25 protein-coding genes are annotated in these 26667 nt (G+C 72.9%); 18 read left to right on the top strand and 7 right to left on the bottom strand.

Annotated elements, in window-relative coordinates:
- The first annotated feature begins 12 nt into the window (after positions 1-12).
- The 3 genes from AB0C25_RS29770 to AB0C25_RS29760 all read left to right on the top strand — a co-directional run bounded on the left by AB0C25_RS29770 (position 13) and on the right by AB0C25_RS29760 (position 3784).
- Complete coding sequence (locus AB0C25_RS29770) at positions 13-1713, top strand: trypsin-like peptidase domain-containing protein (RefSeq protein WP_357377433.1); 1701 nt, start codon at positions 13-15, stop codon at positions 1711-1713.
- A 185-nt stretch (positions 1714-1898) separates the two neighbouring features.
- Entirely contained in the window at positions 1899-2570 is a 672-nt protein-coding gene (locus tag AB0C25_RS29765; protein ID WP_357377431.1) for a BON domain-containing protein, read from the top strand.
- Between the two features lie 158 nt (positions 2571-2728).
- Positions 2729-3784, top strand: coding sequence for a glycosyltransferase family 4 protein (locus AB0C25_RS29760; protein ID WP_357377605.1), 1056 nt, complete (start codon positions 2729-2731; stop codon positions 3782-3784).
- A gap of 28 nt (positions 3785-3812) precedes the next feature.
- Here AB0C25_RS29760 and AB0C25_RS29755 read toward each other — a convergent pair whose 3' ends face one another.
- Positions 3813-5306 carry a serine/threonine-protein kinase gene (locus AB0C25_RS29755; protein WP_357377429.1) on the bottom strand — a complete coding sequence of 498 codons (1494 nt, stop codon included), beginning with the start codon at positions 5304-5306 and terminating at the stop codon, positions 3813-3815.
- Positions 5307-5471: 165 nt separating this feature from the next.
- Here AB0C25_RS29755 and AB0C25_RS29750 point away from each other — a divergent pair, with 165 nt between their 5' ends.
- The 7 genes from AB0C25_RS29750 (at position 5472) to AB0C25_RS29720 (ending at position 13973) form a co-directional block, all read left to right on the top strand.
- On the top strand, positions 5472-6305 hold the full coding sequence (locus AB0C25_RS29750) for a patatin-like phospholipase family protein (RefSeq protein WP_357377427.1): 834 nt from the start codon (positions 5472-5474) through the stop codon (positions 6303-6305).
- The gene (locus AB0C25_RS29745; RefSeq protein ID WP_357377425.1) at positions 6305-7309 is read left to right on the top strand and encodes a 1-acyl-sn-glycerol-3-phosphate acyltransferase; all 1005 of its coding nucleotides are present in this window, start codon (positions 6305-6307) and stop codon (positions 7307-7309) included. The genes AB0C25_RS29750 and AB0C25_RS29745 overlap by 1 nt, the downstream gene beginning before the upstream one ends.
- Before the next feature lie 73 nt (positions 7310-7382).
- The gene (cutA, locus tag AB0C25_RS29740; protein WP_357066756.1) at positions 7383-7703 is read left to right on the top strand and encodes a divalent-cation tolerance protein CutA; all 321 of its coding nucleotides are present in this window, start codon (positions 7383-7385) and stop codon (positions 7701-7703) included.
- A 48-nt stretch (positions 7704-7751) separates the two neighbouring features.
- Positions 7752-11153: a hypothetical protein gene (locus AB0C25_RS29735; protein ID WP_357377423.1), complete on the top strand. Its 3402-nt coding sequence runs from the start codon at positions 7752-7754 to the stop codon at positions 11151-11153.
- Positions 11154-11289: 136 nt separating this feature from the next.
- A complete protein-coding gene (locus AB0C25_RS29730; protein WP_357377421.1) occupies positions 11290-12339 on the top strand; it encodes an acyl-CoA desaturase in 1050 nt (349 codons plus the stop codon).
- Positions 12340-12528: 189 nt separating this feature from the next.
- The gene (locus tag AB0C25_RS29725) at positions 12529-12822 is read left to right on the top strand and encodes a 4a-hydroxytetrahydrobiopterin dehydratase (protein WP_357246551.1); all 294 of its coding nucleotides are present in this window, start codon (positions 12529-12531) and stop codon (positions 12820-12822) included.
- Complete coding sequence (locus AB0C25_RS29720) at positions 12819-13973, top strand: FHA domain-containing protein (protein ID WP_357377419.1); 1155 nt, start codon at positions 12819-12821, stop codon at positions 13971-13973. Before AB0C25_RS29725 ends, AB0C25_RS29720 begins: the two co-directional genes overlap by 4 nt.
- A 53-nt stretch (positions 13974-14026) precedes the next feature.
- Here the strand turns inward: AB0C25_RS29720 and rocD are convergent, their stop codons facing one another.
- From rocD to AB0C25_RS29695, 5 genes are all read right to left on the bottom strand, one after another.
- A complete protein-coding gene (gene rocD / locus AB0C25_RS29715) occupies positions 14027-15241 on the bottom strand; it encodes an ornithine--oxo-acid transaminase (protein ID WP_357377603.1) in 1215 nt (404 codons plus the stop codon).
- Positions 15241-16056 (bottom strand): dimethylargininase, encoded by an 816-nt coding sequence (gene ddaH / locus AB0C25_RS29710; protein ID WP_357377601.1) that lies wholly within the window; start codon positions 16054-16056, stop codon positions 15241-15243. Before ddaH ends, rocD begins: the two co-directional genes overlap by 1 nt.
- 760 nt (positions 16057-16816) lie before the next feature.
- Positions 16817-17701: a thrombospondin gene (locus tag AB0C25_RS29705; protein ID WP_357377417.1), complete on the bottom strand. Its 885-nt coding sequence runs from the start codon at positions 17699-17701 to the stop codon at positions 16817-16819.
- Positions 17702-18070: 369 nt separating this feature from the next.
- Positions 18071-18352 carry a hypothetical protein gene (locus tag AB0C25_RS29700; protein WP_357377415.1) on the bottom strand — a complete coding sequence of 94 codons (282 nt, stop codon included), beginning with the start codon at positions 18350-18352 and terminating at the stop codon, positions 18071-18073.
- Complete coding sequence (locus AB0C25_RS29695) at positions 18349-18519, bottom strand: hypothetical protein (RefSeq protein WP_357377413.1); 171 nt, start codon at positions 18517-18519, stop codon at positions 18349-18351. Before AB0C25_RS29695 ends, AB0C25_RS29700 begins: the two co-directional genes overlap by 4 nt.
- 225 nt (positions 18520-18744) lie before the next feature.
- Between AB0C25_RS29695 and AB0C25_RS29690 the strand changes: the two genes are divergently transcribed.
- The 5 genes from AB0C25_RS29690 to AB0C25_RS29670 all read left to right on the top strand — a co-directional run bounded on the left by AB0C25_RS29690 (position 18745) and on the right by AB0C25_RS29670 (position 22402).
- Positions 18745-19632: a helix-turn-helix transcriptional regulator gene (locus tag AB0C25_RS29690; protein WP_357377411.1), complete on the top strand. Its 888-nt coding sequence runs from the start codon at positions 18745-18747 to the stop codon at positions 19630-19632.
- A complete protein-coding gene (locus AB0C25_RS29685) occupies positions 19625-19825 on the top strand; it encodes a DUF397 domain-containing protein (RefSeq protein WP_357377409.1) in 201 nt (66 codons plus the stop codon). Before AB0C25_RS29690 ends, AB0C25_RS29685 begins: the two co-directional genes overlap by 8 nt.
- A gap of 251 nt (positions 19826-20076) precedes the next feature.
- Positions 20077-20886 (top strand): DNA-formamidopyrimidine glycosylase family protein, encoded by an 810-nt coding sequence (locus tag AB0C25_RS29680; RefSeq protein ID WP_357377407.1) that lies wholly within the window; start codon positions 20077-20079, stop codon positions 20884-20886.
- A 242-nt stretch (positions 20887-21128) separates the two neighbouring features.
- Entirely contained in the window at positions 21129-21980 is an 852-nt protein-coding gene (locus AB0C25_RS29675; protein ID WP_357377405.1) for an LLM class flavin-dependent oxidoreductase, read from the top strand.
- Positions 21977-22402 (top strand): nucleoside deaminase, encoded by a 426-nt coding sequence (locus AB0C25_RS29670; protein ID WP_357377403.1) that lies wholly within the window; start codon positions 21977-21979, stop codon positions 22400-22402. The genes AB0C25_RS29675 and AB0C25_RS29670 overlap by 4 nt, the downstream gene beginning before the upstream one ends.
- 97 nt (positions 22403-22499) lie before the next feature.
- On the opposite strand, the gene AB0C25_RS29665 is transcribed toward AB0C25_RS29670, so the two are convergent.
- Positions 22500-23342: an arylamine N-acetyltransferase gene (locus tag AB0C25_RS29665; RefSeq protein WP_357377401.1), complete on the bottom strand. Its 843-nt coding sequence runs from the start codon at positions 23340-23342 to the stop codon at positions 22500-22502.
- Positions 23343-23418: 76 nt separating this feature from the next.
- Between AB0C25_RS29665 and AB0C25_RS29660 the strand changes: the two genes are divergently transcribed.
- The 3 genes from AB0C25_RS29660 (at position 23419) to AB0C25_RS29650 (ending at position 26502) form a co-directional block, all read left to right on the top strand.
- Positions 23419-24060, top strand: coding sequence for a TetR family transcriptional regulator (locus AB0C25_RS29660; RefSeq protein ID WP_357377399.1), 642 nt, complete (start codon positions 23419-23421; stop codon positions 24058-24060).
- Positions 24061-24292: 232 nt separating this feature from the next.
- Positions 24293-25552: an AGE family epimerase/isomerase gene (locus tag AB0C25_RS29655; RefSeq protein WP_357377397.1), complete on the top strand. Its 1260-nt coding sequence runs from the start codon at positions 24293-24295 to the stop codon at positions 25550-25552.
- A complete protein-coding gene (locus AB0C25_RS29650; RefSeq protein WP_357377395.1) occupies positions 25549-26502 on the top strand; it encodes a carbohydrate kinase in 954 nt (317 codons plus the stop codon). Before AB0C25_RS29655 ends, AB0C25_RS29650 begins: the two co-directional genes overlap by 4 nt.
- Positions 26503-26667: the final 165 nt, after the last annotated feature.

Below are 26667 nucleotides of genomic sequence, written 5' to 3'. Positions count from 1 at the left end.
GAAGGTAGTGCCATGACCGAGTACGAGTCCGACCCGCAGCGCCGGCCGGCCCCCACCGACGCCGAGCCGTCGCACCCCACCGCCGAGCTGCCACGCGACGAGCGCGCGCAGTCCGACTCCCCGACCACTCCCGTCCAGGTCGTTTCGACCACGGGTGACGCGCAGGCCACGGGTGACGCGCCGACCACCGGCGACACCTCGACCACCGCCGTCACCGAGGCCGCACCCGCCGCCTACGGCGCGCAGCCGACCAGCACGCCGCCGGGCGCGCAGCCGACCGGGTACGAGCCGCCGACCTCCGCGCAGCCGACCGGATACGAGCCGCCGGCCACCGCTGGATCCGCGCCGCCGTACCCGGTCTCCGGCTACCCGGCGCCCGGCCAGTCCAGCTACCCGGCGCCCGGCCAGTCCAGCTACCCCACGCCCGGCCAGCCCGGCTACCCCCAGCCGAACGCCGGCCGGTACCCCGGTGCCCCCTGGTATGCGGGCCAGCAGTCCGGCTGGGCCGGCGGGGGACAGCCGGGCATGGCGTACCCGCCGCACCAGCAGCAGCACGCCCAGCAGCAGCAGCAGCACCCGGGGCAGCACGCCCCGCACCCGGGTCAGCCGGTACCGCCGTGGGGTCCGCAGGTCGCGCCGCCCGGCAGCGGTCCCCGGCCCGGCCGGATCGCCAAGTTCGCCGGCGCCGGCGTCGCGGTGTTCGCGCTGATGCTCGGCTCCGGCGTGGCCGGTGGAGCGCTCGCCCTCGCGCTCGACGGCGACGGCGGTGGCGTCACCCGCACCTACACCGCGGCACCGGTGCTCAACAGCGCCGACCTGCCGAAGATCGCCGCGTCCGTGCAGGACAGCGTCGTCTCGATCACCACCGGCAGCGGCGAGGGCTCCGGCGTGGTGCTCACCACCGACGGCTACGTGCTGACCAACAACCACGTGGTCGCCTCGGCCAGCGGCGACACCGTCGAGGTGGTCTTCGCCGACGGCAAGAAGGCACCCGCGAAGATCATTGGCACCGACCCGAAGACCGACCTGGCCGTGGTCAAGGCCGACGGGGTCACCGACCTCAAGCCGGCCAAGTTCGGCGACAGCGACGCCATGCAGGTCGGTGACCAGGTGCTCGCCCTGGGCAGCCCGCTCGGTCTGCAGGGTTCGGTGACCTCGGGCATCCTCAGCGCCCGGGACCGCACCATCCGGGCCGGCGAGGGCCAGCAGCAGGACCCGACCCAGCAGAGCCAGCCCGTCAGCTCGATCTCCGGGCTGCTCCAGACCGACGCGCCGATCAACCCGGGCAACTCCGGCGGCGCGCTCGTCAACACCCGGGGTGAGGTGATCGGCGTCAACACCGCCATCGCGACCTCCGGGCAGAGCACCGGCAACATCGGGGTCGGGTTCGCCATCCCCAGCAACAAGGCGAAGGACGTCGCCGGCAAGCTCCAGCGCGGCGAGAAGGTCAGCCACCCGTCGCTCGGAGTGGGCGTCAACCAGGCCGAGGGCGGCGGCGCGCTCGTCGCGTCGATCACCCCGGGCAGCCCGGCCGAGAAGGCCGGCCTCCAGCGCGGCGACGTCGTCACCAGGTTCGGTGACAAGCCGGTCAACGACTCGGACGACCTGGTCGGCGCGGTCCAGGCCGGCAAGGTCGGCGACCGGGTCGAGGTGCAGTTCAAGCGGAACGGCGCCGAGAAGTCGGTGTCCGTGACGCTCGCCGAGACGAACTGACAGATATCTGAACCTGCTTCCTCCCTCCGGCGGCGGGTGGCGGGGCCGAGGGGGTCGGCTCCGTCACCCGCCGCGCTTTTCGCCCAGGACGGCGGTTCACCCGGATCGGGTGAACCGCCGTCACCCGGGTGCCCGGCAGATTTCGGTGCGCGAGTTCTCGGCGACCGAAACCGGGGGTGGGTGCCATGACCGAGGTGGTGGACGTCCGCGACGACCAGCGGATCCAACGCGACGTCCTGGCGGAGCTGGCCTGGGACGCCCAACTGCAACCGAACGAGATCGGTGTGACCGTCGACCAGGGCGTGGTCACCCTCACCGGGTACGTCGACGGTGCCGCCCGCGGTTGGGCCGCGACCCGATGCGCCCAGCGGGTTCGCGGCGTACGGGCGGTGGCCGACGAGATCGAGGTGCGGCTGCCCGGTACGCCGGGGCGTACCGACGCCGAGATCGCCATCGCCGCCTCCCGGGCTCTGGAGTGGGACAGCTTCGTGCCCGCCGAGCGGCTCGACGTGACGGTGGCCAACGGCTGGCTGATGCTGCGTGGCGAGGTCGAGTTCGGGTGGCAGCGGCGGGCCGCGGAGGGGGAGGTGCGCCGGCTCGACGGCGTACGGGGGATCACCAACCTGATCGAGGTACGGCCGCTGGCCCCGCCGGTCGCGGACCGACTGCGTCGGGACGTCCAGCGGGCGCTGGCCCGCACCATCGGTGGCGACCGGGTGACCGTCGAGGTGGACGGCGACACGCTGGTCCTCGCCGGGGTGGTCCGTTCCTGGTGGGAACGTGACCAGGTCCAGCGGGTCGCCTGGAGCGCGCCGGGAGTGCGGGTGGTGCACGACCAACTCCTGGTCGGCGGGTGAGCGTCCGCCTTGTCCGGTTTACCCGGGACGCCACCGGGAACCCGCCGCCGACCAACGCCGGTCGGCGGTCACGCCGCACCGGGGAGCAACGGGGAGGACTCGTGGCCGTGACCCACCCGCCCGCGGGCCGCCCTCCGGAGCGGTCGCTGCGCATCGCGATGGTGGTTCCGCCGTGGTTGTCCGTACCGCCGCCCGGTTACGGCGGCCTCGAGCAGGTCGTCGCCGCACTGGTGGACGCGTTGAGCAGCCACGGACACGCGGTGACCCTGTTCGGCGCCGGCAGTCACCACGGCACCGATGCCGACGGCTTCGTCTCGACCGTGCCCGATGTCCAGTACGAGCGGCTCGGCGAGTCGCTGCCCGAACTGGCCCACCTGGCCCGGGTGAACCGGCTGATCACGGCGGCCGACTTCGACGTGATCCACGACCACACCACGATCGGCCCGTTGATCGCCGGCCGCCGGGCCGTACCGACGGTCGCGACCGTGCACGGCAATCCCGTGGGGGAGTACGGCGATGTGCTCGGCGAGATCGACTCGGGTGTCGCCCTGGCGGCGATCTCGCACGCCCAGCGTCGGCTGAACCCGAGCCTGCCCTGGGCCGGCACGGTGCACAACGCGCTGGACATCCGCGGCTTCCCGCGTAAGACCGTGCCCGGCCGAGGGCCGGTGCTGTGGTTGGCCCGGTTCAGCCCGGACAAGGGTCCCGACGTCGCCATCCGGGCCTGCCGGGAGGCGGGGTTGCCCCTGCTGCTCGCCGGCAAGTGCAACGAGCCGGCCGAGCGTCGCTACTACGAGCAGGTCGTCGCCCCGCTCGTCGACGAGAACGTGACAGTCGTCCTCAATGCCGATCGCGAGGCGACGCTGCGGATGCTCGTCGACGCCCGTTGCCTGATCATGCCGATCCAGTGGGACGAGCCGTTCGGCATGGTCATGTTGGAGGCGATGGCGACCGGGACACCTGTGGTCGCGCTCAACCGGGGTGCGGTGCCGGAGTTGGTCCGGCCCGGGGTGACCGGGCTGGCCTGCGCGCACGCGGACGAGCTGCCCGCGGCCTTGCGCGCGGCGGAGCAACTCGACCCGGAAGACTGCGTGGCGCACGTCGCGCGGAACTTCTCGGTCGAGCGGATGGCGTACGGGTACGCGGAGATCTACCGGCGCTTCGCCGGCGGCGGCCACGACGTGCGCGAGTCGGCCCACGTCTCGGCCCGCTGACCCGGCCCGCCGTGGCGTCGCCGTGCGGTCAGACCCGGGCCATGCCCAGCTCCGCGACGGCGACGTCGAGTCGCTCCGCGTACGCCGGACTGATGCCACCCTCACCGAGGCGGACCGCGACCTTGTTGCGCAGCCGGGCCACCGGTGGTGCCAGCTCGTCGCGGCCGGAGCTGACGGCGGCGGTCAGGTTGCGCAGCTCGTTGCGCAGGTCGAGGCCGACGTCGCTGCGGATCTCGCCGGCGCTCAGCCCCGCCGTGATCAGCTCGTCGACCCGGTTGGCGGCCTCCACGAGGGTGCCCGGATCGGAGCGGGGCGACGTGGTCCTCGGCCCGGCCGGTGGTGCCGTCGTCGGCTCGGGCGGCGCGGAGGTCGGCGGGGCGGTCGTCGGAGTCGTCACCGGGCCGGCCGAGGGTTGCGCCTGCCGGGTGGGCTGCTGGTCGGGCCGCAGGGCCACGCCGATCAGCACCGCCGCGACCACCAGGACCACGGGCACCAGCAGCAGCGCCAGTCGCCGTCGCGACCAGCGTGACCCCGCGTCGGTCTCGCCCGCCTCGGTCCCGACGACGGCCGTTCCGCTGGCGGCGGCTGTTCCGACGGCGGCCGTCTCGCCGTGCACCGCCGCGACGGTTACCGGCTGCGGCGGCAGGGGCTGAGCGGGCACCGGGACGGTCGTGGGTGGCGGGTCGGCCGGTACCAGCTGGTCGCGAAGCGTGTTGGCGACCTGGCGGGCGGTCGGCCGGTCCGCCGGGTTGCGGGCGAGGCTGCGCAGGCAGATCCGGGCCACCGCCGGGGGCAGGTCCGGCAGCTCGGCGAGCGTCGGCGCCGGACCGTTGGCCAGCGCGGCGCTGAGCTGCTCCCAGGTCTCCGCCGGATACGGGACCCGGCCGGTGAGTGCCTCGTGCAGCAGGACGCCGAGCGAGTACACGTCGGTGGACGGTTGGGCCGGTGCGCCGTCGAGCCGTTCCGGAGCGACGTACGCCGGAGTGCCGAAGGTCCCGCCGTCCTCGTCCTCGTCGGGCGCGCCGATCCGGGTGGCGATGCCGAAGTCGAGGACCTTGACCCCCGAACCGGTCATCATCACGTTGGCCGGAGTGATGTCCCGGTGCACGATGCCGAGCCGGTGCGCGGCGGCCAGCGCGTCCGCGACCTGCGCGCCCACCTGGACCGCCTCGGCCCACGGCAACGGCCCCTCGGTGAGCCGCAGCTCCAACTCCTCGCCGTTGAGCAGCTCCATCACCACGAACGAGGTGATCGAGCCGTCCGGGGCGACCGTCTCCCCGTAGTCGTGCACCGAGGTCACGTGGGGGTGCACCAACTGGGCGGCAGCGCGGGCCTCCTCGCGCACCATGCCCCGGAATCGCGCGTCGGCGGCCAGCGAGGGAGCGAGCACCTTGAGCGCGACGACCCGGTCCAGCACCTCGTCGCGGGCACGCCAGATCACGGACATGCCGCCGGCGCCGATCTGGTCCAGAAGTCGGTATCTGCGAGCCAGCAATCGGCCCGGATGCAGCGCTGCCTTCACGGATCGCACCTGCCTCAGGGGTGGGAGCGGTATCAGGTTGCGCGAATGCGTTCGGCCTGTCAACGCCGTCACCGGCTCCGGTCGCCGGGCGGTGTCTGGCGTGCGCCGACCGTCCGGCGACGGCGGCTGGTCGGTCGGCTGCGGACCCGTGCCAGGATGAGGGGCATGGCTGCGGGACCTGTGGCGTTCGTGCTCGGCGGCGGGGGAGTGCTCGGCGCGGTCGAGGTGGGCATGCTGCGCGCGCTGTTCCGCGCCGGCATCCAGCCCGACATGGTGCTCGGCACCTCGATCGGCGCGGTGAACGGGGCACTCGTCGCCGCCGACCCGTCGGAGGCGGTGACCGACCGGCTGGTCCGGCTGTGGGCCTCGCCGGAGGCGAGCGAGGTGTACGGCGACTCGGTCGCCCGGCAGTTGCGTCGCTTCGCCGCCCGCACTCACCTGCACTCGCCGCGGCCGTTGCGCCGCCTGCTCGAAACCGAGCTGGGGGTGGACACCACCTTCGCCGACCTGCGGGTGCCGTTCCGCTGCTGCGCCGCGCACATCGAGCGGGCCGCCGAGCACTGGTTCGACAGCGGTCCGGTGGTGCCGGCGGTGATGGCCTCGGCCTCGGTGCCGGGCCTGCTCCCGCCCATGGAGATCGACGGCGCGCACTACGTGGACGGCGGCATCGTCAACTCCATCCCGATCGGCGAGGCGGTGGCCGTCGGCGCGCGCCGGATCTACGTCCTCCAGGTGGGTCGGATCGAACGCGAGCTGACGCCGCCCCGACGGCCGTGGGAGATCGCGCAGGTCGCCTTCGAGATATCCCGCCGGCACCGCTTCTTCCGGGAGATGGCCGCGCTGCCCGACGGGGTGGAGGTGCACGTCCTGCCCACCGGAGGGCTGAACCCACGAGACGACACCCCGTGGGCGTACCGGGACATGGCGGCGGTGGGGCGGCGGATCAGCCGGGCGTACACCGCCTCCCGGCGCTACCTCGCCACCCACCTGGAGCGGTGATGCCGTTACCCCCCAGGTGGCTACGCCGGTTGCTGTTCGCCCCCGCCGTGGTGGTGCTCGCCTTCGTCGTGGTCACCACGTTGCCGGTCTGGGCGCTCCTCGCCGCAGCCGCGTCGCCGCTGGTCCCGGGTCGGTTGCGCCCGCTGCGGCTGCTCTGGATCGGCTGCGTCTACCTGGTCTGGAACGCCGCCGCGCTGCTCGCGCTCTTCGTGCTCTGGGTGGTCTCCGGCTTCGGCTGGCGGGTCCGGTCCCCGGCCTTCCAGCGTGCGCACTACGTGCTGGCCGGCTGGTTCCTGCGGGTGCTGTTCTGGCAGGCCCGCTGGACCCTGCGGTTGCGCATCGACGTGGTGGGCACCGACCCGGACACCGCGCTGCCCGGCCGGCCCGAGCTGGTGCTCTGCCGGCACGCCGGGCCGGGTGACTCGTTCATCCTGATCCACGGCCTGGTCAACTGGTTCAAGCGGGAGCCACGGATCGTCCTGAAGGACAGCCTGCAGTGGGACCCGGCGATCGATGTGCTGCTCAACCGGTTGCCCAACCGCTTCATCGCGCCGACGCCGGAGCGCGGCGAGGAGACGGTACGTCAGGTCGGGCACCTGGCCGCGGGCCTGGACGACAACGACGCGTTCGTCATTTTCCCCGAGGGCGGTAACTTCACCCCCAAGCGGCGGCTACGCGCCATCGCCCGGCTGCGCTCCCTCGGCCTGGAACGGATGGCCGTGCGCGCCGAGCGGATGCGCCACGTCCTCGCCCCGCAGCCCGGCGGGATGCTCGCCGCGTTGGACGCCGCCCCGGACGCCGGGGTCATCTTCGTCGCCCACACCGGACTGGACCGGATGCTCACCGTCGCCGACGTGTGGCGGGAACTGCCGATGGACAAGCAGATCGTGATGCGGTTCTGGTCGGTGCCGCCGGAGGACGTGCCGGTCGGACGGCAGCAACGCATCGACTGGCTGTTCGACTGGTGGGCACGGATCGACGCCTGGATCGCGGCCAATCGATGAGCGTGCGCCGCGCGGCCTCGCGGTCGGGAGCGAAAAGCCGGCTCGAAGGGGTGGCGCCGCGTAGGGTGCGGGCGTGGATCAGATCTGCGTGGTGACGACGGTGGTGGATGCGCGTTCGGTCGCCGACGTGCTGGCGGCCGCGGCCGTTGCCGGTCGGCTGGCCGCCTGTGCGCAGGTGGGCGGTCAGGTGGACAGCACCTACTGGTGGCGGTCCGGAGTGGAGACCAGCTCCGAGTGGTCGGTGCAGTTCAAGACCGCACCGGACCGGCTGGCCGCGTTGGTGGATCAGATCCGGGTCAGCCATCCGTACGAGGTGCCGGAAATCCTGGTGTCCAGGGTGGACAGTGGCGATCCCGCGTACGCGACCTGGGTGTTCGAACACACCCGACCCTGAGTACGCGGACTCTGGGCCGCGCCCCGGCCGGCTCCCGATGATGACCGGGTGGATGACACCCGCTATCCCTGCCCGGCCTGTGCTGCCCCGGCCGGCCTGAGCACCGGCTGCACCGGCTGCCGGCGCGCACCCGATCCGATCGCCGCCGAGGTGTTTCGGCTGGGCCGAGAGGTCGCCCAGCTTGAGCCGGAGGTGGAGCGCGCGCGCCGCGCGTACACCGAGCTTGCTGGACGCCTCTCGGTCCTGTCGCGGCGGCGGGCCGAGCTGGCGGCGGTCGTCCGCGCGGGGTTGGCTGTTCCGGTGGTGGCCGGCCCGACGCCTGTCGTCGGGCCGGTGCCGACCGGCGGCCCTGGCGTTGCGGGGGGTGCGGCTCCGGGTGCTGCGGAGACGTCCAGCCGGACGGTCCAGGGTCTGCTCTTCGTCCTCGGTGGACTGCTGCTGGGCACCGCGGCGGTGGTGTTCACCGCGGTGGCCTGGGCGTCGGTGGGCGTCGGTGGGCGGGCGTCGATCCTGACCGCGTTCACCGCGCTGCTGCTGGCCGTACCGCTGCTGGCGGTCCGTCGGGGGCTGCGCGGCACGGCGGAGACGTTCGCCGCGGTCGGGTTGCTGCTGGTGGTGCTTGACGGTTACGCGGCCTGGTCGGTGGACCTGGCCGGGGTGGCCGGCTGGCCGGGCAGCCGGTACGCCGCGCTGGTCGGGGGGGCCAGCGCGGCGGTCGCCGTGGCGTACGGCAGGTGGAGCGGGTTGACCGGGCCGTGGTTCGCCGCCCTGCTGGCCGCCCAGCCGGTGCTGCCGCTGCTCGCCGTCGCGGCCGAACCGGGTGCGGCCGGATGGGCGCTGGTCCTGCTCGCCGTGGCGCTGCTGGACCTGGGCGTGCTTGTCGCGCTGCGCGGCCGCGACGGTGTGGCGCTGCTGGTCGGCCGGGTGTCGGCGGCGGTCGGTCACGTGACCGCGCTCGTCGGCGCAGCGAGTTGCGCCCTGGTGCCGCTGGTCCTCGGGCGGGCGGCGGACTCGCCGCTGCTGGCCGGGGTGCCGCTGCTGCTTGTCGTGCTGACCGGGCTCGGTGCGGCCTGGTTGGTCGGCGGCCCGGCGCTGCGGGCGGTGGCCGGCGGTGTGCTGGTGCCGGTGCTCGCCGCCGCGCTGCTGCGCCCGGTGGCCGAGCTGCGGCCGGCACTGCTGCTGATCGCGGCGGCGACGGTGGCCCTCGTGCTCGCCGGTGCGGTGCGGCTGCTGCCGGGTGCCGGGGGTTGGCGGCACGGCCCGCGCGCCGGTGCGCTGCTGGTCGCGGCCGGCACGGCGCAGGTGGCCGCGCTGGTCACCGCCGTGCTCGCGGTCGCGGCCGTGAGCCGCTCGCTGCCGCCGTGGCGCGGGGCCGGGACGGGGCCGGACCTGGACTGGGGTTGGCAGCTCGCTCCCGCCGTCGCGTTGGCGCTCGGCGCGACGGTTCTGCTGCTGCCCGGGAGGGCGCGCGCGGTGCTCGCCCCGGCCGGCGCGGTGGCGGTGCTGCTCGCCCTGCCCGCCGGCTGGGCGGCCCCCTGGCCGGCGGTGGTGGCCGTCGACCTGGTCGGCGGGGTCGCGCTGCTGATCGCCGTGCTGGCCCGCCCGGCGGCACGCGTCGCCGCGCTGCGCACCCGCGCGCTCGGTGGGGCCGTCCTGCTCGGGCACGGGTTGCTCGTCGCCCTGGCCTCCCCGACCGGTGCCCTGGTGGCGCTCGGCAGCAGCACCGTGGTCGGGCTGGCACTTGCCGCACGGCGGGGCGTCGGGCCGTACCGGCAGGTGGCCGGCGTGGGGCTGCTGGTCGCGCAGCTCGCGCTGCCCGGGGTCGCCGCGGTGGCGCTGTTCGCCGCGGGTGCGCCCCCCTGGTGGCAGGCGCGGCTGGCACTTGTCGCCGCCGGGGTGTCGCTGGTCGCGGTACTCGCGGCAGGTCGCCACCGGATGGAGCTGACCGGGTACGCGGTGACCGGCGCCGTGATCGCGGTGACCGTGCCCGGACTCACGCCGCTGGTCGTGGCGGGCAACGAGCCACTGCCGCTGTACGCCGCGCTGGCGGCGCTCGGCGTCGCGCTCGTCGCCCGGTGGGAGCGGCCGGCGACCGGCGACCGGGAACCGGTCCGGCGGGCCGTGCCGCTGGCGGCGGGGGGCCTGCTGGCGGCGGTCACGGTCCTGGCGGCCCTGCCAACGGTGCTGACCGCGCTCGTGTCGCCGTACGGCAGTCGGGAGCGGGTGTGGTCGGGCGTGCCCACGATCGTCGCCGACCCGATGGCGCTTCCTCGCGGGTTGGCGCTGGCCGTGCTGGGGGCGGCCGTCGTGCTGGCCGGTCGGGGGATCCGCCCACGCGTGCTGCACGCGCTGCCGTTCGTCGCGGCCGCCCTGCCGGTGCTGCTCCTCGCGATCGGCACGCCGTGGCCGGTGCTGCCGGCGGCTGTGCTGCTCGCCGGGGTGGGCGCGCTGCTGCTCGCGGCACTTGCCGCGCGTCCGGCGGGCGCACCTGTCGTCGTACCGGTGGGGGTGGTGCTGACCGCGTCCGGTGTGGCGGGGCTGCTGGCCACGCCGGCCGGGACGCTCGCCGCGCAGGGGGTGCTGCTGGTGGCGGCGGTCGTCGTCGCCGTCGGGGCGCGGGTGGTCGAGGTGCGTGTCACGGGTTGCCTGGCCGCGGTGGGGGCGGCGTCCGCGCTGGCGGTGACCGCCCCGCTCGCCGGAGGGCTGCCGCTGCGGGCGGCGGCGTACCCGCTGCTGGGGGTGGCCGCGCTGGTGCTGGCCGTCGCCGCGGTGGCCTCGCCGAGAGACCGGGTCGGGCGGGTGCTGGACGCCGCCGCGCAGGCGGTGGCGCTGGTGGCGGCGGTGCTCGCCGTCGAGGTGGCGCGGCACCTCGCCACCGTCTGTGTGCTCTGGGGCGTGGCCGTCGCGCTGCGGCTGCTGCGACGGGGTGAGCCGGCCGGTCGGCGGTGGGCGTTCGCCGGCATCGCCGCCGGCAGTGAGTTGCTCGGGGCGTGGGTGCTGCTGCTCGCTGGCGGCGTGACCGTGCTGGAGGCGTACACCCTGCCGGCCTCGGCGCTCGCCCTCGGCGCGGGTCTGCTGGCGCTGCGCACCCGGCCGGGGCTGACCAGTTGGCCGGCCCTCGGCCCGGGGCTGGTCGCGGCGCTGCTCCCGAGCCTCGTGTCGGTGCTGGTCGGGGCGGACCCGCAGCCGTGGCGGCGACTGTTCCTCGGCGCGGCGGCCCTGGGCGCGGTGCTGGCCGGCGCCACCCGCCGATGGCAGGCGCCGGTGCTGCTCGGTGGGGGCGTGCTGGCGCTGTTGGCCTTGCACGAGGTGGCCCGGGGCTGGGACCTGCTGCCCCGGTGGATCTACCTCGGTGTGGGTGGGCTGGCGCTGGTCGGGCTGGCCGCGACCTACGAGCGGCGGCGGCGTGACCTGGCTCGGTTGCGGGCCACGGTGGCCCGGCTGGGCTGAGTCACGCCATCGGGGGTAGTGCCCGCCCTACCCCCGATTCGGGGGTTGTCTGGGTTTTTCAGCACGACCGTGGACGGGAGACTTGACGATAAGCCCGAACCGCCCCGGTTCAGGCAGAAGCGGATCGGGAGCAGCAATGGCGCTCGGAGCGGTGGCGGAACCGCCGGTACGACGGCGAGGCAGTGACTACGCACAGTTGTCCCGGCGGATCAGCCAGGCGGGCCTGTTGGAGCGGCGCCCCGGTTGGTACGTCGCCCGCATCACGCTCACCCTCGGCGCCTTCGTGGCCGGCTGGATCGCCGTGTTCCTGCTCGGCGACTCGTGGTGGCAGCTGCCGCTGGCGGCACTGATGGCGGTGGCCACCACCCAGGTCGCGTTCCTCGGGCACGACGCCGGTCACCGGCAGATGTTCCGACGCCGGGGCGCCAGCGAGTTGGTGGGGCTGTTCGCCGGCAACGTGGCGGTGGGGATCAGCTACGGCTGGTGGGTCGACAAGCACAACCGGCACCACGCCAACCCGAACCACGAGGACGAGGACCCGGACGTCGGCGCCGGCGCCCTGGTGTGGACGCCCGAGCAGGCGCTGGAGACCCGGGGGTTCGGCCGCTGGATGGCGCGGCGGCAGGCGTACTTCTTCTTCCCGATGCTCCTGCTGGAGGGTCTGAGCCTGCACGTGGCGAGCATCCGGGCGATCGTCGGCCGGGAGGACGGCAGGTACGCCGTCCCGATGCGCCACCGGGCGGTCGAGGCCGCGCTGCTCGTCGCGCACACCGTCGGCTACGTGGCGCTGCTGTTGGCGGTCATGTCGCCGGTCAAGGCGCTGCTCTTCGCCGTCGTGCACCAGGCGCTGTGGGGCCTCTACATGGGCTGCGCGTTCGCGCCGAACCACAAGGGCATGCCGATGCCGACCGCCGAGGACGACCTGGACTTCCTGCGTAAGCAGGTGCTGACCTCCCGCAACGTGCGGGGCAGCCGACTGGTGGACACCACGCTGGGCGGGCTCAACTACCAGATCGAGCACCACCTCTTCCCGAACATGCCCCGCGCCAACCTGCGCCGGGCCCAGCCGATCGTGCGCGCCTACTGCGTCGAGCAGGGCATCCCGTACGCCGAGACCGGGCTGATCGAGTCGTACCGGCAGGCGCTCGGTCACCTGCACGCGGTGGGCCGGCCGCTGCGCGGCTGAACGGCACGGCCGCTGCGCGGCTGAACGGCACGGCCGCTGGGCGGCGGTGGTGAGTACTGATCGGTGGGGCGGCATCTGACGATGCCGCCCCACCGCCGTGTCTGGACAGGTTGCTCGCTGGCCTCGGGTGGAGCCGATGGCACGGTGGCGCGGCCGGCTCGTCGGCCGCGCCACCGGTAGGGTCTGCTCATGGCAGACCTGCTCACCGCGGACGCGGTGCGAGAAGAGCTGGGCCGGTTGCCCGACTGGTCGGGTGACCCGACCGGCATCGGTCGTACGGCCCAGCTCGGCAGTTTCCCGGCCGCCATCGCGGTGGTGGACCGGGTGGCGGCGGTGGCTGAGGAGCTCGACCACCATCCCGACATCGACATCCGATGGCGGACCCTGACCTTCCGCTGTGTCACGCACTCGGCCGGTGGGGTCACCCACCGGGACGTCGAGCTGGCCCGGCGGATCGACGACATCGTCCGGAGTGCGGCATGAGATTCGAGATCAGCAAGGTTCTGGATGCCATCGAGGGTCGGGTCTGCACGGATCCGTCGCTGGCCCGGGCGGTGCTCGACCTGGCCGAGGTGATCCGCTACCAGGACATCGACGGTGGTCGGCCGGCCAGTCTGCTGCGACTGGGCATGGTCATCGACGCGCTCTCCCGGGAGTTGGAGGAGGACAGCGTCCAGGTCTACGCGGTCGTACACCGGGCGTTGCTCTCCGACGCAGACCTGACGTCCAACGAGCGGATGGTGGTGCGGCGCTGGGCCGACGACGGGCTCGTCGAGGTGCTCGACAATCCGGGTGACCGGATGTTGGAGGTGGCCGACCTGCTCGGGTTGCCGGTGCTCAGCCGGGTCCGCTTCGACGGGCTGCGCGGGCGGTTCCCGTGGCTGGTCGAGCAGCCCGGTCGGGTGGTCGCCCCGGTGCCGGGCGCCGGCGGGCCGGTGTTCATCGCGCACGTCGGTGGTGGGCACGCGCCGGTCGGCGGCAAGCCCTCGCCGACCGGGGCGAAGCTGCTGGCCCGGCAGTGGCGCTGCCCGGAGTCGGGTTGCGCGCTGTTCGGCGGCGGTGGTGGGGGTGGCGCGTTCGCCGACCTGGCCGGGGGCGCGGACCGCAGCCCCGCCGCGCAGCCGCCGCCCGCGCTGCGCAACGGCGTGCCGACCTGCCCCCGACACGGGGTACGCCTCGGTGACAGTGGCCCGCGTCCGCGTTCCGAGGTGCTCGCGGTGCGCGTCGGTGGTCTGGTCCGGCGGCGGTTCGTGCTCACTGAGGAGCAGCCGATCGTGGCCGGCCGGGCTCCCGAGCAGGACGGCGGGATCATGCTCGGGCAGTGGCTCAACGACGAGGCCCGGCGGTGGATCAGCCGTGGCCACGTCCAGTTCGAGCTGCGGGTCGGCGAGGTCATCGTGACCGACATCAGCACCAACGGTTCCGGCATCCGTCCGGCCGGTTCGATGACCGAGTCGGACCGTGTTCCCCTGGCCCCGCAGCAGTCCCGGGTGCTCGGTGAGAACGACATGGTGGAGCTGTACCCGGGGGTGCAGATCGGCCGTGCCGAGGAGTTGCCGACCGGCGCCCCGTTCACCCCCACCTCGGTGATGGCCGAGGCCCCGACGATGGCGATGCGCCTACCCCGCCCCTGACGCGGAAGGCGGGCGCCGGAACCCCGACGCCCGCCTTCCAACACGTTTCTGGGTCAGCTGGCCAGCACCTCGGCGAGCGTGGCCACCGCCAGGTCGATCTCCTCCTCGGTGATGACCAGGGGCGGGGCGAGCCGGATGGTGGAACCGTGGGTGTCCTTGGCGAGCACGCCACGCTCGGCGAGCCGCTCGCACGCCTCCCGCCCGCTCATCAACGCCGGGTCGATGTCCAGACCGGCCCACAGGCCGCGGACGCGTACCCCGACCAGACCCTTGCCGACCAACCCCTCCAGGCCGGCCCGCAGCCGATCGCCCAGTTCGGCCGAGCGGCGCTGGAACTCGCCGGTGGCCAGCAGCCGGACGACCTCGATGGCGACCGCGCAGGCGAGCGGGTTGCCGCCGAAGGTGGAGCCGTGCTGGCCGGGCTTGAGCACACCGAGCACGTCGGCGTTCGCGGCCACCGCGGAGACCGGCACGATGCCGCCGCCGAGCGCCTTGCCGAGCAGGTACATGTCGGGCACGACGCCCTCGTGGTCACAGGCGAAGGTCTCGCCGGTACGCCCCAGACCCGACTGGATCTCGTCGGCGATGAAGAGCACGTCGCGGTCGGTGCAGACCTGGCGTACGCCCGGCAGGTAACCCTCCGGCGGCACCACCACGCCCTGCTCGCCCTGGATCGGCTCCAGCAGCACGGCCACGGTGTTCTCGTCGATCGCGGCGGTCAGCGCGTCCAGGTCGCCGTACGGCACGACCGTGAACCCCGGGGTGTACGGCCCGAAGTCGGCGCGGGCGTCCTCGTCGGTGGAGAAGCTCACGATGGTGGTGGTCCGGCCGTGGAAGTTGCCCTCGGCGACCACGATGTTGGCCTGGCCAGCGGGCACACCCTTGACCTGGTAGCCCCACTTGCGGGCCACCTTGATCCCGGTCTCCACGGCCTCCGCGCCGGTGTTCATCGGCAGCACCAGGTCCTTGCCGCACAGCTCGGCCAGCTCCCGACAGAAGTCGGCGAACTGGTCGTGGATGAACGCGCGGCTGGTCAGCGTCAGCCGGTCCAGTTGCGCGTGCGCGGCGGCGATGAGCTGCGGGTGCCGGTGGCCGAAGTTCAGCGCGGAGTAGCCGGCCAGGCAGTCCAGGTAGCGCTTGCCGTCCACGTCGGTGAGCCACGCGCCCTCGGCGGACGAGATCACCACCGGCAGCGGGTGGTAGTTGTGCGCCGTCCAACGCTCGGCGTCCCGGACCGCTCCCGGCGTCCGCAGGATGTCATCCACGATCACTTGATTGCCTTTCCCTGGCGGAGTCGCAGTGTGCAGCACTTCGGTCCGCCGCCGGCCTTACGCAGCTCGGACAGGTCGACACCGATGGTTTCGTAGCCCCGGTCGCGCAGCTTGGCGGCCAGGTCGGTGGCCTGCGCGGGCAGCACCACGTGCCGTCCGTCGCTGACCGCGTTCAACCCCAGCACCTCGGCGTCGGCCAGGGTGGCGTGCACCGCGTCGGGGAAGAGTCGGCGCAGCACCGCCTGGCTGCCGGGGGAGAACGCCTCCGGCAGGTACGCCACGGTCCGCTCGTCGAGCACGGTCAGCGCGGTGTCCAGGTGGTAGAAGCGGGGGTCGACCAACTGCATGGTGATCACCGGGTAGCCGAAGACCTCCTGCAACTGGGCGTGCGAGGCGTGCGCCGTACGGAAGCCGGTGCCGGCCAGCAGGTGGTCGCCGGCCAGCAGGACGTCGCCCTCGCCCTCGTTGACGTGCTTCGGGTCGTACATCTCGAAGCCCGCGTCCTCGAACCAGGCCCGGTAGGCCGGCGCCTCGTCGGCGCGCTGCGGGTCGCGGAACTGCACGGCCATCGCCTTGCCGTCGATGACCGTGCCGCCGTTGGCGGCGAAGACCATGTCGGGCAGGCCGGGCACCGGAGTGATCTCCTCGACGGTGTGGCCCAGATCAAGGTACGTCTGGCGGAGCTGCTCCCACTGCCGGACGGCCAGCGCGGTGTCGACCGGCGCGCTCGGGTCCATCCAGGGGTTGATCGCGTAATCGACGGCGAAGTACGTCGGCCGGCACATCAACAGGCGCTGGCTGGTGGCGTCCATCGTCATTGTCCTGCTCCAAAGGGTCGGGCGCGCCCGGCCACCGTGGCCCACGGGCTGGCGCCGTGGCTCAACGCTATGCGGCCTCAGCGGCAGGATCCACCACTGAGAGTTGCGCAGACCGAACATTCGTTGCGTCTAGTCGGTCGGTAGCTGCGAATCATTGCGTTGTGGGTTGCGCGAGCCGGGATTCGTGTTCTGGGCCACCCCGCAGCAGGGGTGGGTCTCGCGTTGCGGTGGCCTGCCAGGAGCAACGGCCCGGCCCGGCCGCCGATTTCGCCGCCAGGCCAGCCCTGACAGCGGCCAAACCGGACAACCCGCCCACCCGCCCGTCCACCCGCCCGTCCGCCCGTCCGTCCGTCCGTCCGAGAACGTTGACCCGCCACGCCCGGTCCCAGTCGGCGTCGTCGACCTCCACTCCCCCCTCGCCGATATGGACACGGCGACGTGCACTACGCCGCCGTGGAGGCCTCCACCGACAACGAGGCGGGGTGATCGACTCGGGTTCCTGAAAGTCGCGGTGTCCGGGCGCCGGGAACACCCCGACATCATGAAAGCCGAGTGGACCATGTCGGTCTGTAGCCGTTCGCAGGCGCGTATCGGGCCAGCGAGGGGAGCTGCCGGGCCGAGAAACACTTCAGGGGCGGCGAACCGCCGCCCCTGAAAGGGTGTTGCCCGGCCGGTGAACCACCGGATGAGTTCGGGCTGCCGGCGAACCGCCGGCTGTTCGCCGGTGCATCACCGGCGAGCGGAACAGTGCCCGCTAGAAACGGTCCACAAACTGTGAGTCAAGCCACTCCCGGAAGCGTTGCACCCAGTCCCCGTCGGTGGTCGGCCAGTCGAACTGCCCGGTCATCGCGAGCACCCCGATCACCACCGCAGCCAGGCCGATCAGCACGCCGAACAGCGCGTCGGTCTTGCCGGCGACGTGCCGGCGGCGGGTGGCCATCAGGCCGAGTACCGCGAGCACCGCGCCGAACGCGCCGACCCCGATGCCGTACCCGGCCAGGGTGCCGGTCAGCACGAACATCGCACCGACGACGGAGACGATCAGGCCGAGAGTGGCGAGCAGACTGGCCCGCGGCTTCGGGCCACGGGTCACTGGCGGCTCCGGCGTGGTCACGCCCGGGGTCGGGTCGACCGGACGGTCGGTGGTGACCCCGTCCGTCGGCTCGGGCCGGCGGGCGGTGGTGTCGAGGTCGGCGTCCCGCTCGGCGCTGCGCGCCAGGGTCGGGGCGGTGCCGGCCCGGGACTCGGTCTCCACCGGAGTGCCGGCCGGGGACGTGGTCTCGACCGGGCGGGCGGCCGGGGACGTGGTCTCGACCGGGCGGGCGGCGCCGGTCCGCGGCTCGCTCTCGACCGGGCGGGAGATGGCGGCCCGGGCCACCGCAGCCCGCTCGGCGGCACGCCGCTCGGCCTCGCCGAGCTGACCGCCGGGCGGTGCGGCGCTGCGGTACGTCGTCTGGTCGGCGTCCCGGTCGGTGACCACCGGCCGGCCGGCGACGTCGTCGGACCGGCCCGCGTCGGTGGCCGCCGTGCTGTCCCGGCCGGCGACCTGGGTGTCGCGGCCGTCCACGCGGCCGTCGAGGTTCTCGTCCCGCGTCGGCGCCGGCTCGGACCGGCGGGACAGCGAAGGAATCCTGACCACTACACACCTCCTGATAAATGCGTGGTGGCCGACGGACGGGGTGGCACCCACGCGCTTCCGTCCTGAATTACCCACCCGGGCGTTTCCTGACACCAATCCCGGGTACGGGGCCCCACGCTCGGGCCGTGAGTCGCCACGCTCGGGCCGTGAGTCGCCACGCTCGGGCCGTGAGTCGCCACGGTCGGGCCGTGAGTCGCCACGGTCGGGCCGTGAGTCGCCACGCTCGGGCCGTGACCGGGCTCAGCGGTGATCGACTCGGTTTGCAGGAAGTCGGGGTGTCCGGCTCACCGGGACCGCCCGGTTTCCTTGATGCCGAGTCGATCAGCGCCGGCGATGCCGAGTCGATCAGCGCCGGCGATGCCGAGTCGATCAGCGCCGGGCCGCGCCGACCCTGTTCGACCTGGGCGCGGACGTGCCCGGCGGAGGCTCGGCAGGGAGCAACCGCACCCCCGCCTGCTGCACGAACACCTCCCGCCTGTCGACGGCCAGGCCCTTGCCATCCAGTACGTAGCCCGTCAGCCAGACCCATCCGTGGTACGTCGGGCGCGGATCGACACTCACCAGTCGTAGGCGTAGCGCGCGCTCGCCGGCGAACTGCACCGAGCACGCCGCGCCGATCAGCAGCAGGTCGCCTGGCTTCCACTCGGTCACGTCGGCCAGTGGCCACGGCTGATCGGGATGCGGTGGCGGGCACGGCAGGGCAGTTCGCTGCCGCAGCGGCACACAGTGCGCCAGCGCACCCAACTCCACACGGGCCGGTGTCGACGGGCGAGGGTCAGCGCGGTGACCAAGAGGTATTCGTTGTACGACACGCGCATGGCGGTGTCCTTCCGAGCAATAGCGTCCCGGTGGCCTTGTGCTGACGCTATTCCCGACACTGTTTTCCGGGAGGCGCCAACGCGTGACATCTTGTTCCACGCTGGCCCCCTTGTGCAATCCGCGCAGCCGCCCTAACGTCAAGTCATATTGACGCACGAGGAATGGAAGAGAATTGCGCGCAAGGCGAAACATTCGGTGTTGCAGGAGGGACGCGGTGATGTTGCATGACGGATGAAACAAGCGGGTCTACGGTCCCTCGGCGGCAGCTCGGACGGCTGCTCACGCAGCTCCGCGAGGATGCCTCGGTCTCGCTGGACGCCGCGGCCGACGCACTGGACTGCTCACGGCAGAAGGTGTGGCGCATCGAGAAGGGGCTGGTCCCGGTGCGCGTCGTGGACGCCCGAGCGATGTGTGCTCTCTATCGGGTGCCCGACGCCATGGGCGAGATTGTCGCCGGGTTGGCGAAGGAGACTCGCGCCCGGGGTTGGTGGCATTCGTACGGCGATGTCGTCCCGTCGTGGTTCTCGCTGTACGTCGGTCTGGAATCCTCCGCCTCGGCACTGCGCCAATATGACGCCGAGTTAATTCCCGGACTCCTGCAAACCCGGGAGTACGCCAGCGAGTTGTTCCGCCGGAAGAATCCGACCATGCGCGAGGAGGACCGGGAAAAACTGGTGGAGGTCCGGCTGCAACGGCAGGGCATCCTCGTGCGTCGGCTGCCCACCGCCCCCACCCTGCGGGTCGTCCTGAGCGAGGCCGTGCTGCTGCGCACGATCCCCGACCGCCGGGCGATGGCTCAGCAGTTACGACACCTGCTCGACGTGGCCGCACTGCCGACGGTGAGTCTGCGGGTCCTGCCGCTCGCGGCCGGTCCGCCGCTGGCCAGCGAGACGGGCACCTTCGTCCTCCTGGACTTCCCGCAGGCGTTCGGGAGAGCGTCCACCGAGCCGACCACCGTCTACGTGGAGAACATCACCGGGGCGCTCTATCTCGACAAGCCGGTCGAGGTGGCCGCCTACGAACATGTCTGGTCGGACCTGGAAGCCCTCGCCTTGAGTGAGGCAGAATCAGAGAAAATGATCACTTCGATCATCGAGGAGCATCATGACTGACCTTGCCGGTGCGACCTGGCGCAAGAGCACCCGCAGCGGCGGGAGTGGCGGCAACTGCGTCGAGGTGGCCGACAACCTGCCCGGCGTGGTGGGCGTGCGCGACAGTAAGGACCCGACCGGTCCGGCGCTGGCCTTCGCTCCCGCCGCCTGGGCCGCGTTCGTGGGCGACGTCAAGGGGCAGCGCCGGAGCTGACCACGCCGTCCAGGGCGCCCTCCCGCCTTGATCGACTCGCCTTCCTGAAAGTCGGGGCGTCCCGCTCACCAGAACACCCGACTTCCTGAAAACCGAGTCGATCAGCGCGGCGGCGCCCGGAGGCGGCGCGGCGGCGCCCGGAGGCGGCGCGGCGACGCCCGGAGGCGGCGCGGCGACGCCCGGAGGCGATCAGCGCGGCGGTGACCTGGGCCGATCTGCGTCTCGGCGTGGGCTGGCTATCCTTGGCACCTGTGCCAGAGGGACATACGATCCACCGCCTGGTGGCCCGGCACGCCGAGCTGTTCGCCGGGGACAAGGTGCACGCCGCCAGCCCGCAGGGTCGCTTCGCCGACGGCGCGGCCCGGCTCTCCGGCACCGTGCTGGAGGGCACCGAGGCGTACGGCAAGCACCTGCTGCACCACTACGCCGGCGAGCTGACTCTGCACGTACACCTCGGGCTTTATGGGAAGTTCACCGACGGGTCGGGGGAGCCGCCCGAGCCGATCGGCCAGGTGCGGTTGCGGCTGGCCAGCGATCGACACTGGCTGGACCTACGCGGACCCACCGCCTGCGAATTGATCAGCCCACCCGAGGTGGCCGCACTGCGGGACCGCCTCGGGCCGGATCCGCTGCGTGCCGACGCCGACCCGGAGCGGGCGTACCGGAGGATCTCGCGCAGCCCGACGCCCCTCGCGGCGCTGTTGCTGGACCAGTCGGTGGTGGCCGGCACCGGGCTGATCTTCGTGACCGAGGCGCTGTTCCGGGCCGGACTGCCGCCGACGATGCCCGGCCGCCGGCTGACCCGTGCCGGCTGGGACGCGCTCTGGGCCGACCTGGTCGAGCTGATGCGGCTCGCGGTCGAGCACGGCCGGATCGACACCGTGCGCGACGTACACCTGCCGGAGGCGATGGGCCGGGCGGCCCGGGTCGACCGGCACGGCGGTGAGGTGTACGTCTACCGCCGCCCCGGCGCGCCCTGCCACGTCTGCGGCACCGAGGTCAGCCGTGGTGAGCTGGCCGGACGCAACCTCTACTGGTGCCGCACCTGCCAGGCCGGTTGATCGCCGGTCACCGCCCAGGCCGCGTTTGGTCGTGTTGCGCCAGGCACTGCCGCGCCGCGCTGCACTCGGGCAGCGCCCGCGCCGCGCTTGATTGTGCTGGAACAAGGAAAGAGTGGCCTCCTGGGATGGGCAGACCACTACATCCTGGATCGAGCGCGATCATGGGCGCGTTCGGGGAGCTCCATCCGGCCATCCTGGGGCTGGGCGTTCCCAGGCTCGTCCACAGTGGCTAGCGTAGGCCCGTGCAGATCGGCGTGAACGTCCCCAACTTCGGCCCGGGCACCGACCCCGACGTGCTGCGACGGTGGGCGCAGACAGTCGAGGGCCTCGGCTTCGACCTGCTGATGGTCTCTGATCACATCGCGGTGACCCCGGACGTGGCCCAGCAGTACCCGGCGCCGTTCTACGAGCCGTTCACCACGTTGTCCTGGCTGGCCGGGGTGACCCGCCGGGTCCGGCTGGGCACCACGGTGCTCATCGTCCCGTACCGGCACCCGCTGCTCACCGCTCGGATGGCGGCGAACCTCAACCGGCTCAGCGGCGGCCGGTTCGTCCTCGGGGTCGGCGTCGGCTGGGCTCGGCAGGAGTTCGAGGCGCTCGGCGTCCCGTTCCAACGGCGCGGCGCGTTGACCGACGAGCACCTGCGCGCGATGCGCGACGCCTGGCAGGACACCGCCGACTACGACAGCCCGGCGATCCCGATCTGGGTCGGCGGCAACAGCGACGCCGGCATGCGTCGCGCCGTTCGGCTCGGTGACGCGTGGCATCCGCTGCGTCTCACGCCCGGCGAACTCGCGGACGCGGCCGGGCGGCTCGGCACCATCGCCAAGGAACTGGGCCTCCCCGAGCCGGCGCTGGTGCCGCGCATCGCGCTCCAGGAAACCCGCGAACCGGTCACCGCCCCGGACCGGCTCGCCGGTGTCGGCACCATCGAGCAGATCGTCGCCGACCTCGACCAGATCCGGCTGCTCGGCGCGGAGGCGGTGGTGCTCGACCCGTTCAACGGTGACCTGGCCGAGATCCGCCAACCCGAACGCGCCTGGCGGACCCTCGCGGCCGTGGCCGCGTACGCCACGACCCAGGAGGTTCGATGACACCCGACGACGAGAGGTTTCTCCGCCGCGCCGTGGAGATCGCCAGCCAGGCGGGGGCTGCCGGCGAACGGCCGTTCGGGTCGTTGCTCGTCGGTGCGGACGGCACGGTACTGGTCGAGGACCACAACACGGTGGTGTCCGACTCGGACATCAGCGCCCATCCGGAACTCAAGCTGGCCCGCTGGGCCGCCCGGGAACTCGCGCCGGACGTGGCCGCCGGCACCACCATGTTCACGAGTTGCCAGCCCTGCCCGATGTGCGCGACCGCGATCGACCGCTCGGGGCTCGGACGGGTGGTGTACGCCCTGTCCAGTGAGCAGTTCGAAGAGGTCAAGCCGGCCACCCCGCCGTTGCCCGCGGTCCGCTACGAGGGGCCGGCGCTGTTCGACGAGGCGCGTCAGCCGATCGACGACTACTACTGACCGGACCGGTCAGGGCTGCCGTCGCGGCTCAGTCGGGCTTCGGCCGGGAGCGTAGGGACCAGGCCTCGTCCACGTCCTGACCGGGCCCAACTCCCGCTCAGGGCGTGTTGCGGACGCGTGCGCGCCACAGGTCGTCCTGGGTGCCGGTCTGCTGCCAGAGGCGCGCGACGCCGTCCGGGCCGAGGTCGTCGAGTGGTACGAGAAAGTGCGTGGACAGCGTCCGGGCGAAGTCGTCGACGTCGGTGATCGTCTGCGGGCTGCTGGCGTCGGCGCCCAGTCGGCGCAGGGTCCGGGACAGCAGGATCAGGGTCTCGCCGGCGATCGGCCGGGCGGCCATGAGCGTGGTGACGTACGCCGAGGCGGGGGACGTGGACATGTCCCGGGAGTGGGCGGCGAAGTCGGTGATGTCCCGTGGCCGCAGGCGGAAATCGTAGGAGGCGATGGTGCCGCCGGGGTGGTGGTGGAAGCGCCAGGTGTCCGGGTCGAGCCGTTCCAGCCGGTAGGTCAGACGCCCCTGTACGTGCGGACCCTCCCGCATCGGCAACGGCTGGACGAATCCGTCGCCGATGCCGGCGTCGGCCAGCCAGCGCCGACCGTCCAGGTCGACCAGGAGCGCGTTGTGGTTGCCCCACATCGCCTCGCCGCGGGTCGCGCGCAGGACGGCGGCCTCCACCATGGTCACCTGAAAGCCGGCCAGCCGCAGCAGCGTGGCCAGGCCGGCGTTCTGCTCGTAGCAGTAGCCGCCGCGTCGACGCCGCACGAGCTTGTCGAAGATCGCCTCCGCGTCGAGGGCGATCGGCCGGCCGAGCTGGATGTCGAGGTTTTCGTACGGCACGGTGTGCCGCCAGGCCTGATGCAGGGCGAACAGCGTCTCCACGTCGGCTGCCACGCGCCCGTGGTGCCCGATTCGGTGCAACATCTGAGCCAGTTCGGTGCTCATCGGCGGACTCCTAAGTGATAGTTATTCCTCCACTTGCTGAGTGTAAGTGACAGATCTTCATCCGTATACTGGTCGAGTGACGAACGAGGGCAGCAGGCTCCGGGCCGACGCCAGGCACAACCGCGAGCAGATCATCGAGGCCGCTCGGGCGCTCATCGCCGAACGGGGCGTCGACGTGCCGATGGAGGAGGTGGCCCGCCGCGCCGGTGTCGGGGCCGCCACCCTGTACCGCCGCTTTCCCGACCGTGAGGCCCTGGTACGCGGGGTGGCGCTGGACGGCTTCGACCGTGTGGTCGCCATCGCTCGCGACGCCGAGGACGAGGAGCCGGACGCGTGGCGCGCGCTGGCACGCTTCGTCCGCCGGGCGGCGGCCGAACTGCGGCTGGCCACCTGGCTGTCGATCTGGTTCACCAGCACCTGGGAGCAGTTGCACACCGAGCCCGAGGAGCAGCGGCTGCGGCAAGCCCTGTTGAAGATCCTCGACCGGCTCGTCCGCCGCGCGCAGGCCGACGGCGATCTGCGCCGCGACGTGGACGCCGGCGACCTGACCCTGATGATGGCGCTGCTGCTGCGGCCGTTACCCGGCCTGCGCGCCGAACTCACCCAACGCAGCGTGGACCGCTTCCTGATCCTCATGCTCGAGGGCCTGCGCGCCGGTCCGGACATCCACGAGCTTCCCCCCGCCGAGATCGGTCTGGCCGACCTCGGTGGCGCGTGAGGAATGGTGGCGGCGGCCAACGCCGATGGTCGGAATTGACAGTCGGCCGGCTGCCGGAGCAGGGTTGAGAAGTGACAACGATGTCAACGGGCAAAAGGGATGAATCGCACTCAGGATTCGCCCTTGCGCCTGCGGCGTTACGCCGTACCGTTGACGGTTTTGCGGCGCGGACCCGGTCCGTACGCCGATCCTGGCCGTATGTTCCTTTCCTACCCGACGGTGACCAGCTGAGATGACCGACGTGCCCCGATCCGACGCCACCACGCCCCCCGCAGGGTCACCCGACCTGCCCGACCTGGACGACTTCCTCGCCGACCAGACCCGCACGCTGCTCGACACGGCCCGCCGCGCGGTCCGGGCCGAGGGCGGCTTCTGGTGGTTGACCGACGACCGCACCCCGGACCGTGGCGAACCCGTCTACACCTGGATCACCTGCCGGATGACCCACGTGGCCGCGCTCGCCCACCTGGGCGGCGACCCGGACGCCGCCGCCCTTGTCGACCATGGCATCGCCGCGCTCAGCACCCTGCTGCGCGACGACCGGTTCGGCGGTTGGTTCAGCGCCGTGGACCAGCAGGGAACGCCCGTCGACGACCACAAGGCCGGCTACGACCACGCGTTCGTGCTGCTCGCCGCATCCACCGCAGCGCGCGCCGGACGGCCCGGCGCGGAGGAGTTGCTCGCCGACATCCTGACCGTGGTGCGGGACCGGTTCTGGGACGACGAGGTGGGCGCCGTCCGCGAGTCGTGGAACCGGGACTGGACGGAGACCGAGGACTACCGCGGCGCGAACAGCAGCATGCACATGGTCGAGGCGTTCCTCGCCGCTGCCGCCGCCACCGGCGACCCGAGCTGGGCCGACCGCGCCCTGCGGATCGCCTACCACCTGGCGCACACCGAGGCCGCCCGGCACGACTGGCGGCTGCCCGAGCACTTCACCGCCGACTGGACGCCGCTGCTCGACTACAACCGGGACCAGCCCGCCGACCAGTTCCGGCCGTACGGCTCGACAATGGGCCACTGGCTGGAGTGGGCCCGGCTGCTGCTGGAGTTGGAGGCGGTCCTGCCGCAGCCGCCACGCTGGCTGCTCACCGACGCCCGCCACCTGTTCGCCGCCGCCGTACGCCGCGGCTGGGCGGTCGACGGCGCCGACGGCTTCGTCTACACGATCGACTGGGACGACCGGCCGGTGGTGCGCTCCCGGATGCACTGGGTGCTCGCCGAGGCCGTCGGAGCGGCGGTGACCCTGTACCGCCGCACCGGCGACGACGTCTACGCCGACTGGTACCGGGTCTTCTGGGCATACGCGCGCCGCTACCTGATCGACGGCACCGGCTGGCGGCACGAGTTGGACCCGCAGAACCTGCCCGCCGACACGGTCTGGCACGGTCGGCCGGACGTCTACCACGCGTACCAGGCGGTGCTGCTGTCCCGCTCGGCCACCGGGCTCGGTGGCCCCGGTCCGCTCGCGCCGGGCGAGGTGACCGCATGATCGTGGTCGCGGGTGAGGCGCTGATCGACCTGGTGGTCACCGCCGAGGGGGAGCGTGCCGTGCCGGGTGGCTCCCCGGCGAACGTGGCAGTCACGCTGGCCCGGCTCGACCAGCCGGTGCGGCTGCTGGCCCGGCTGGGCGCCGACGAGTACGGTCGGCAGCTCGCCGCGCACCTCAGCGCCAACCGGGTGGAGCTGGACTGGGCGGTCCGCGCCCCGGAGCCCACCTCGGTGGCGAAGGCCACGCTGGACGCCAGCGGGCAGGCCAGCTACGAGTTCCGGCTGGCCGGCACGGCGGACTGGCAGTGGACGCCCGAGGAGTTGCCCGACCTGGCCGGGTCACCGGCGACCGCGCTGCACACCGGATCCCTCGCGCTCGCGCTGGCACCCGGTGCGCAGGTGCTGGAGGACCTGCTCGCCCGCGAACGCCGCCGCGACGGGCTCACCGTCTCGATCGACCTCAACCTGCGGCCGAGCATCGTCACCGACCGGGCAGCCGAGCAGGCCAGGGTACGATGCCAGGTGCCCCTCGCGCACGTGGTGAAGGCCAGCGACGAGGACCTGGCGTGGCTCTACCCGGACCGGTCGGTGGGCGACGTGCTGGCCGAGTGGCGCGACGCCGGGGTGCCCTGCGCGCTGGTGACCCGGGGTGGTGAGGGTGTCTGGCTGCTCGCCCCGAACGGATCGCTGCACGAGCAACCCGCGGTACGCACCACGGTTGTCGACACCGTCGGGGCCGGTGACTCGTTCACCGGCGGTCTACTGGCCGCGCTGGCCGACCTCGACGCGCTCGGCGCACGGCCGGCCGACCGGCTCGCCGGGGTGACCGAGCAGCAATGGGATGCGGTACTCCGGCAGGCCGCCACGGTGGCCGCGTTGACCTGCGCCCGCCAGGGCGCCGACCCACCCCACCGCGCCGACGTCGACGCCCTGCTCAACCGGCCGGGTTAGTCCCTGTCGCCTCTGGCGATGCGGCCCGTTCCGGGCTGAAAATCGTGTTGGTCGCTCGCTGACGTCGTCGCTCCTTGGTCCGTACGAGGTCGTGGGTTAGTCGGACGCTGGTAGCCGCGTTATGGGCCCTTCACTGTTGCTGCGAGCACGCGAGTTAGATTCACC

Origin of the sequence: Micromonospora sp. NPDC048839 (assembly GCF_040649915.1) — a bacterium.
Lineage (GTDB): Bacteria > Actinomycetota > Actinomycetes > Mycobacteriales > Micromonosporaceae > Micromonospora.
Note: the sequence above shows the minus strand (reverse complement) of the source record. Positions and strands in the feature narration are given on the sequence as shown.

What these genes read in the sequence shown, in the direction of transcription:
- AB0C25_RS29770 (WP_357377433.1), top strand. Translation starts at nt 13, where the DNA reads ATGACCGAGTACGAGTCCGACCCGCAGCGCCGGCCGGCCCCCACCGAC.
- AB0C25_RS29765 (WP_357377431.1), top strand. Translation starts at nt 1,899, where the DNA reads ATGACCGAGGTGGTGGACGTCCGCGACGACCAGCGGATCCAACGCGAC.
- AB0C25_RS29760 (WP_357377605.1), top strand. Translation starts at nt 2,729, where the DNA reads ATGGTGGTTCCGCCGTGGTTGTCCGTACCGCCGCCCGGTTACGGCGGC.
- AB0C25_RS29750 (WP_357377427.1), top strand. Translation starts at nt 5,472, where the DNA reads ATGGCTGCGGGACCTGTGGCGTTCGTGCTCGGCGGCGGGGGAGTGCTC.
- AB0C25_RS29745 (WP_357377425.1), top strand. Translation starts at nt 6,305, where the DNA reads ATGCCGTTACCCCCCAGGTGGCTACGCCGGTTGCTGTTCGCCCCCGCC.
- AB0C25_RS29730 (WP_357377421.1), top strand. Translation starts at nt 11,290, where the DNA reads ATGGCGCTCGGAGCGGTGGCGGAACCGCCGGTACGACGGCGAGGCAGT.
- AB0C25_RS29725 (WP_357246551.1), top strand. Translation starts at nt 12,529, where the DNA reads ATGGCAGACCTGCTCACCGCGGACGCGGTGCGAGAAGAGCTGGGCCGG.
- AB0C25_RS29720 (WP_357377419.1), top strand. Translation starts at nt 12,819, where the DNA reads ATGAGATTCGAGATCAGCAAGGTTCTGGATGCCATCGAGGGTCGGGTC.
- ddaH (WP_357377601.1), bottom strand. Translation starts at nt 16,056, where the DNA reads ATGGACGCCACCAGCCAGCGCCTGTTGATGTGCCGGCCGACGTACTTC.
- AB0C25_RS29695 (WP_357377413.1), bottom strand. Translation starts at nt 18,519, where the DNA reads ATGCGCGTGTCGTACAACGAATACCTCTTGGTCACCGCGCTGACCCTC.
- AB0C25_RS29690 (WP_357377411.1), top strand. Translation starts at nt 18,745, where the DNA reads ATGACGGATGAAACAAGCGGGTCTACGGTCCCTCGGCGGCAGCTCGGA.
- AB0C25_RS29685 (WP_357377409.1), top strand. Translation starts at nt 19,625, where the DNA reads ATGACTGACCTTGCCGGTGCGACCTGGCGCAAGAGCACCCGCAGCGGC.
- AB0C25_RS29670 (WP_357377403.1), top strand. Translation starts at nt 21,977, where the DNA reads ATGACACCCGACGACGAGAGGTTTCTCCGCCGCGCCGTGGAGATCGCC.
- AB0C25_RS29665 (WP_357377401.1), bottom strand. Translation starts at nt 23,342, where the DNA reads ATGAGCACCGAACTGGCTCAGATGTTGCACCGAATCGGGCACCACGGG.
- AB0C25_RS29655 (WP_357377397.1), top strand. Translation starts at nt 24,293, where the DNA reads ATGACCGACGTGCCCCGATCCGACGCCACCACGCCCCCCGCAGGGTCA.
- AB0C25_RS29650 (WP_357377395.1), top strand. Translation starts at nt 25,549, where the DNA reads ATGATCGTGGTCGCGGGTGAGGCGCTGATCGACCTGGTGGTCACCGCC.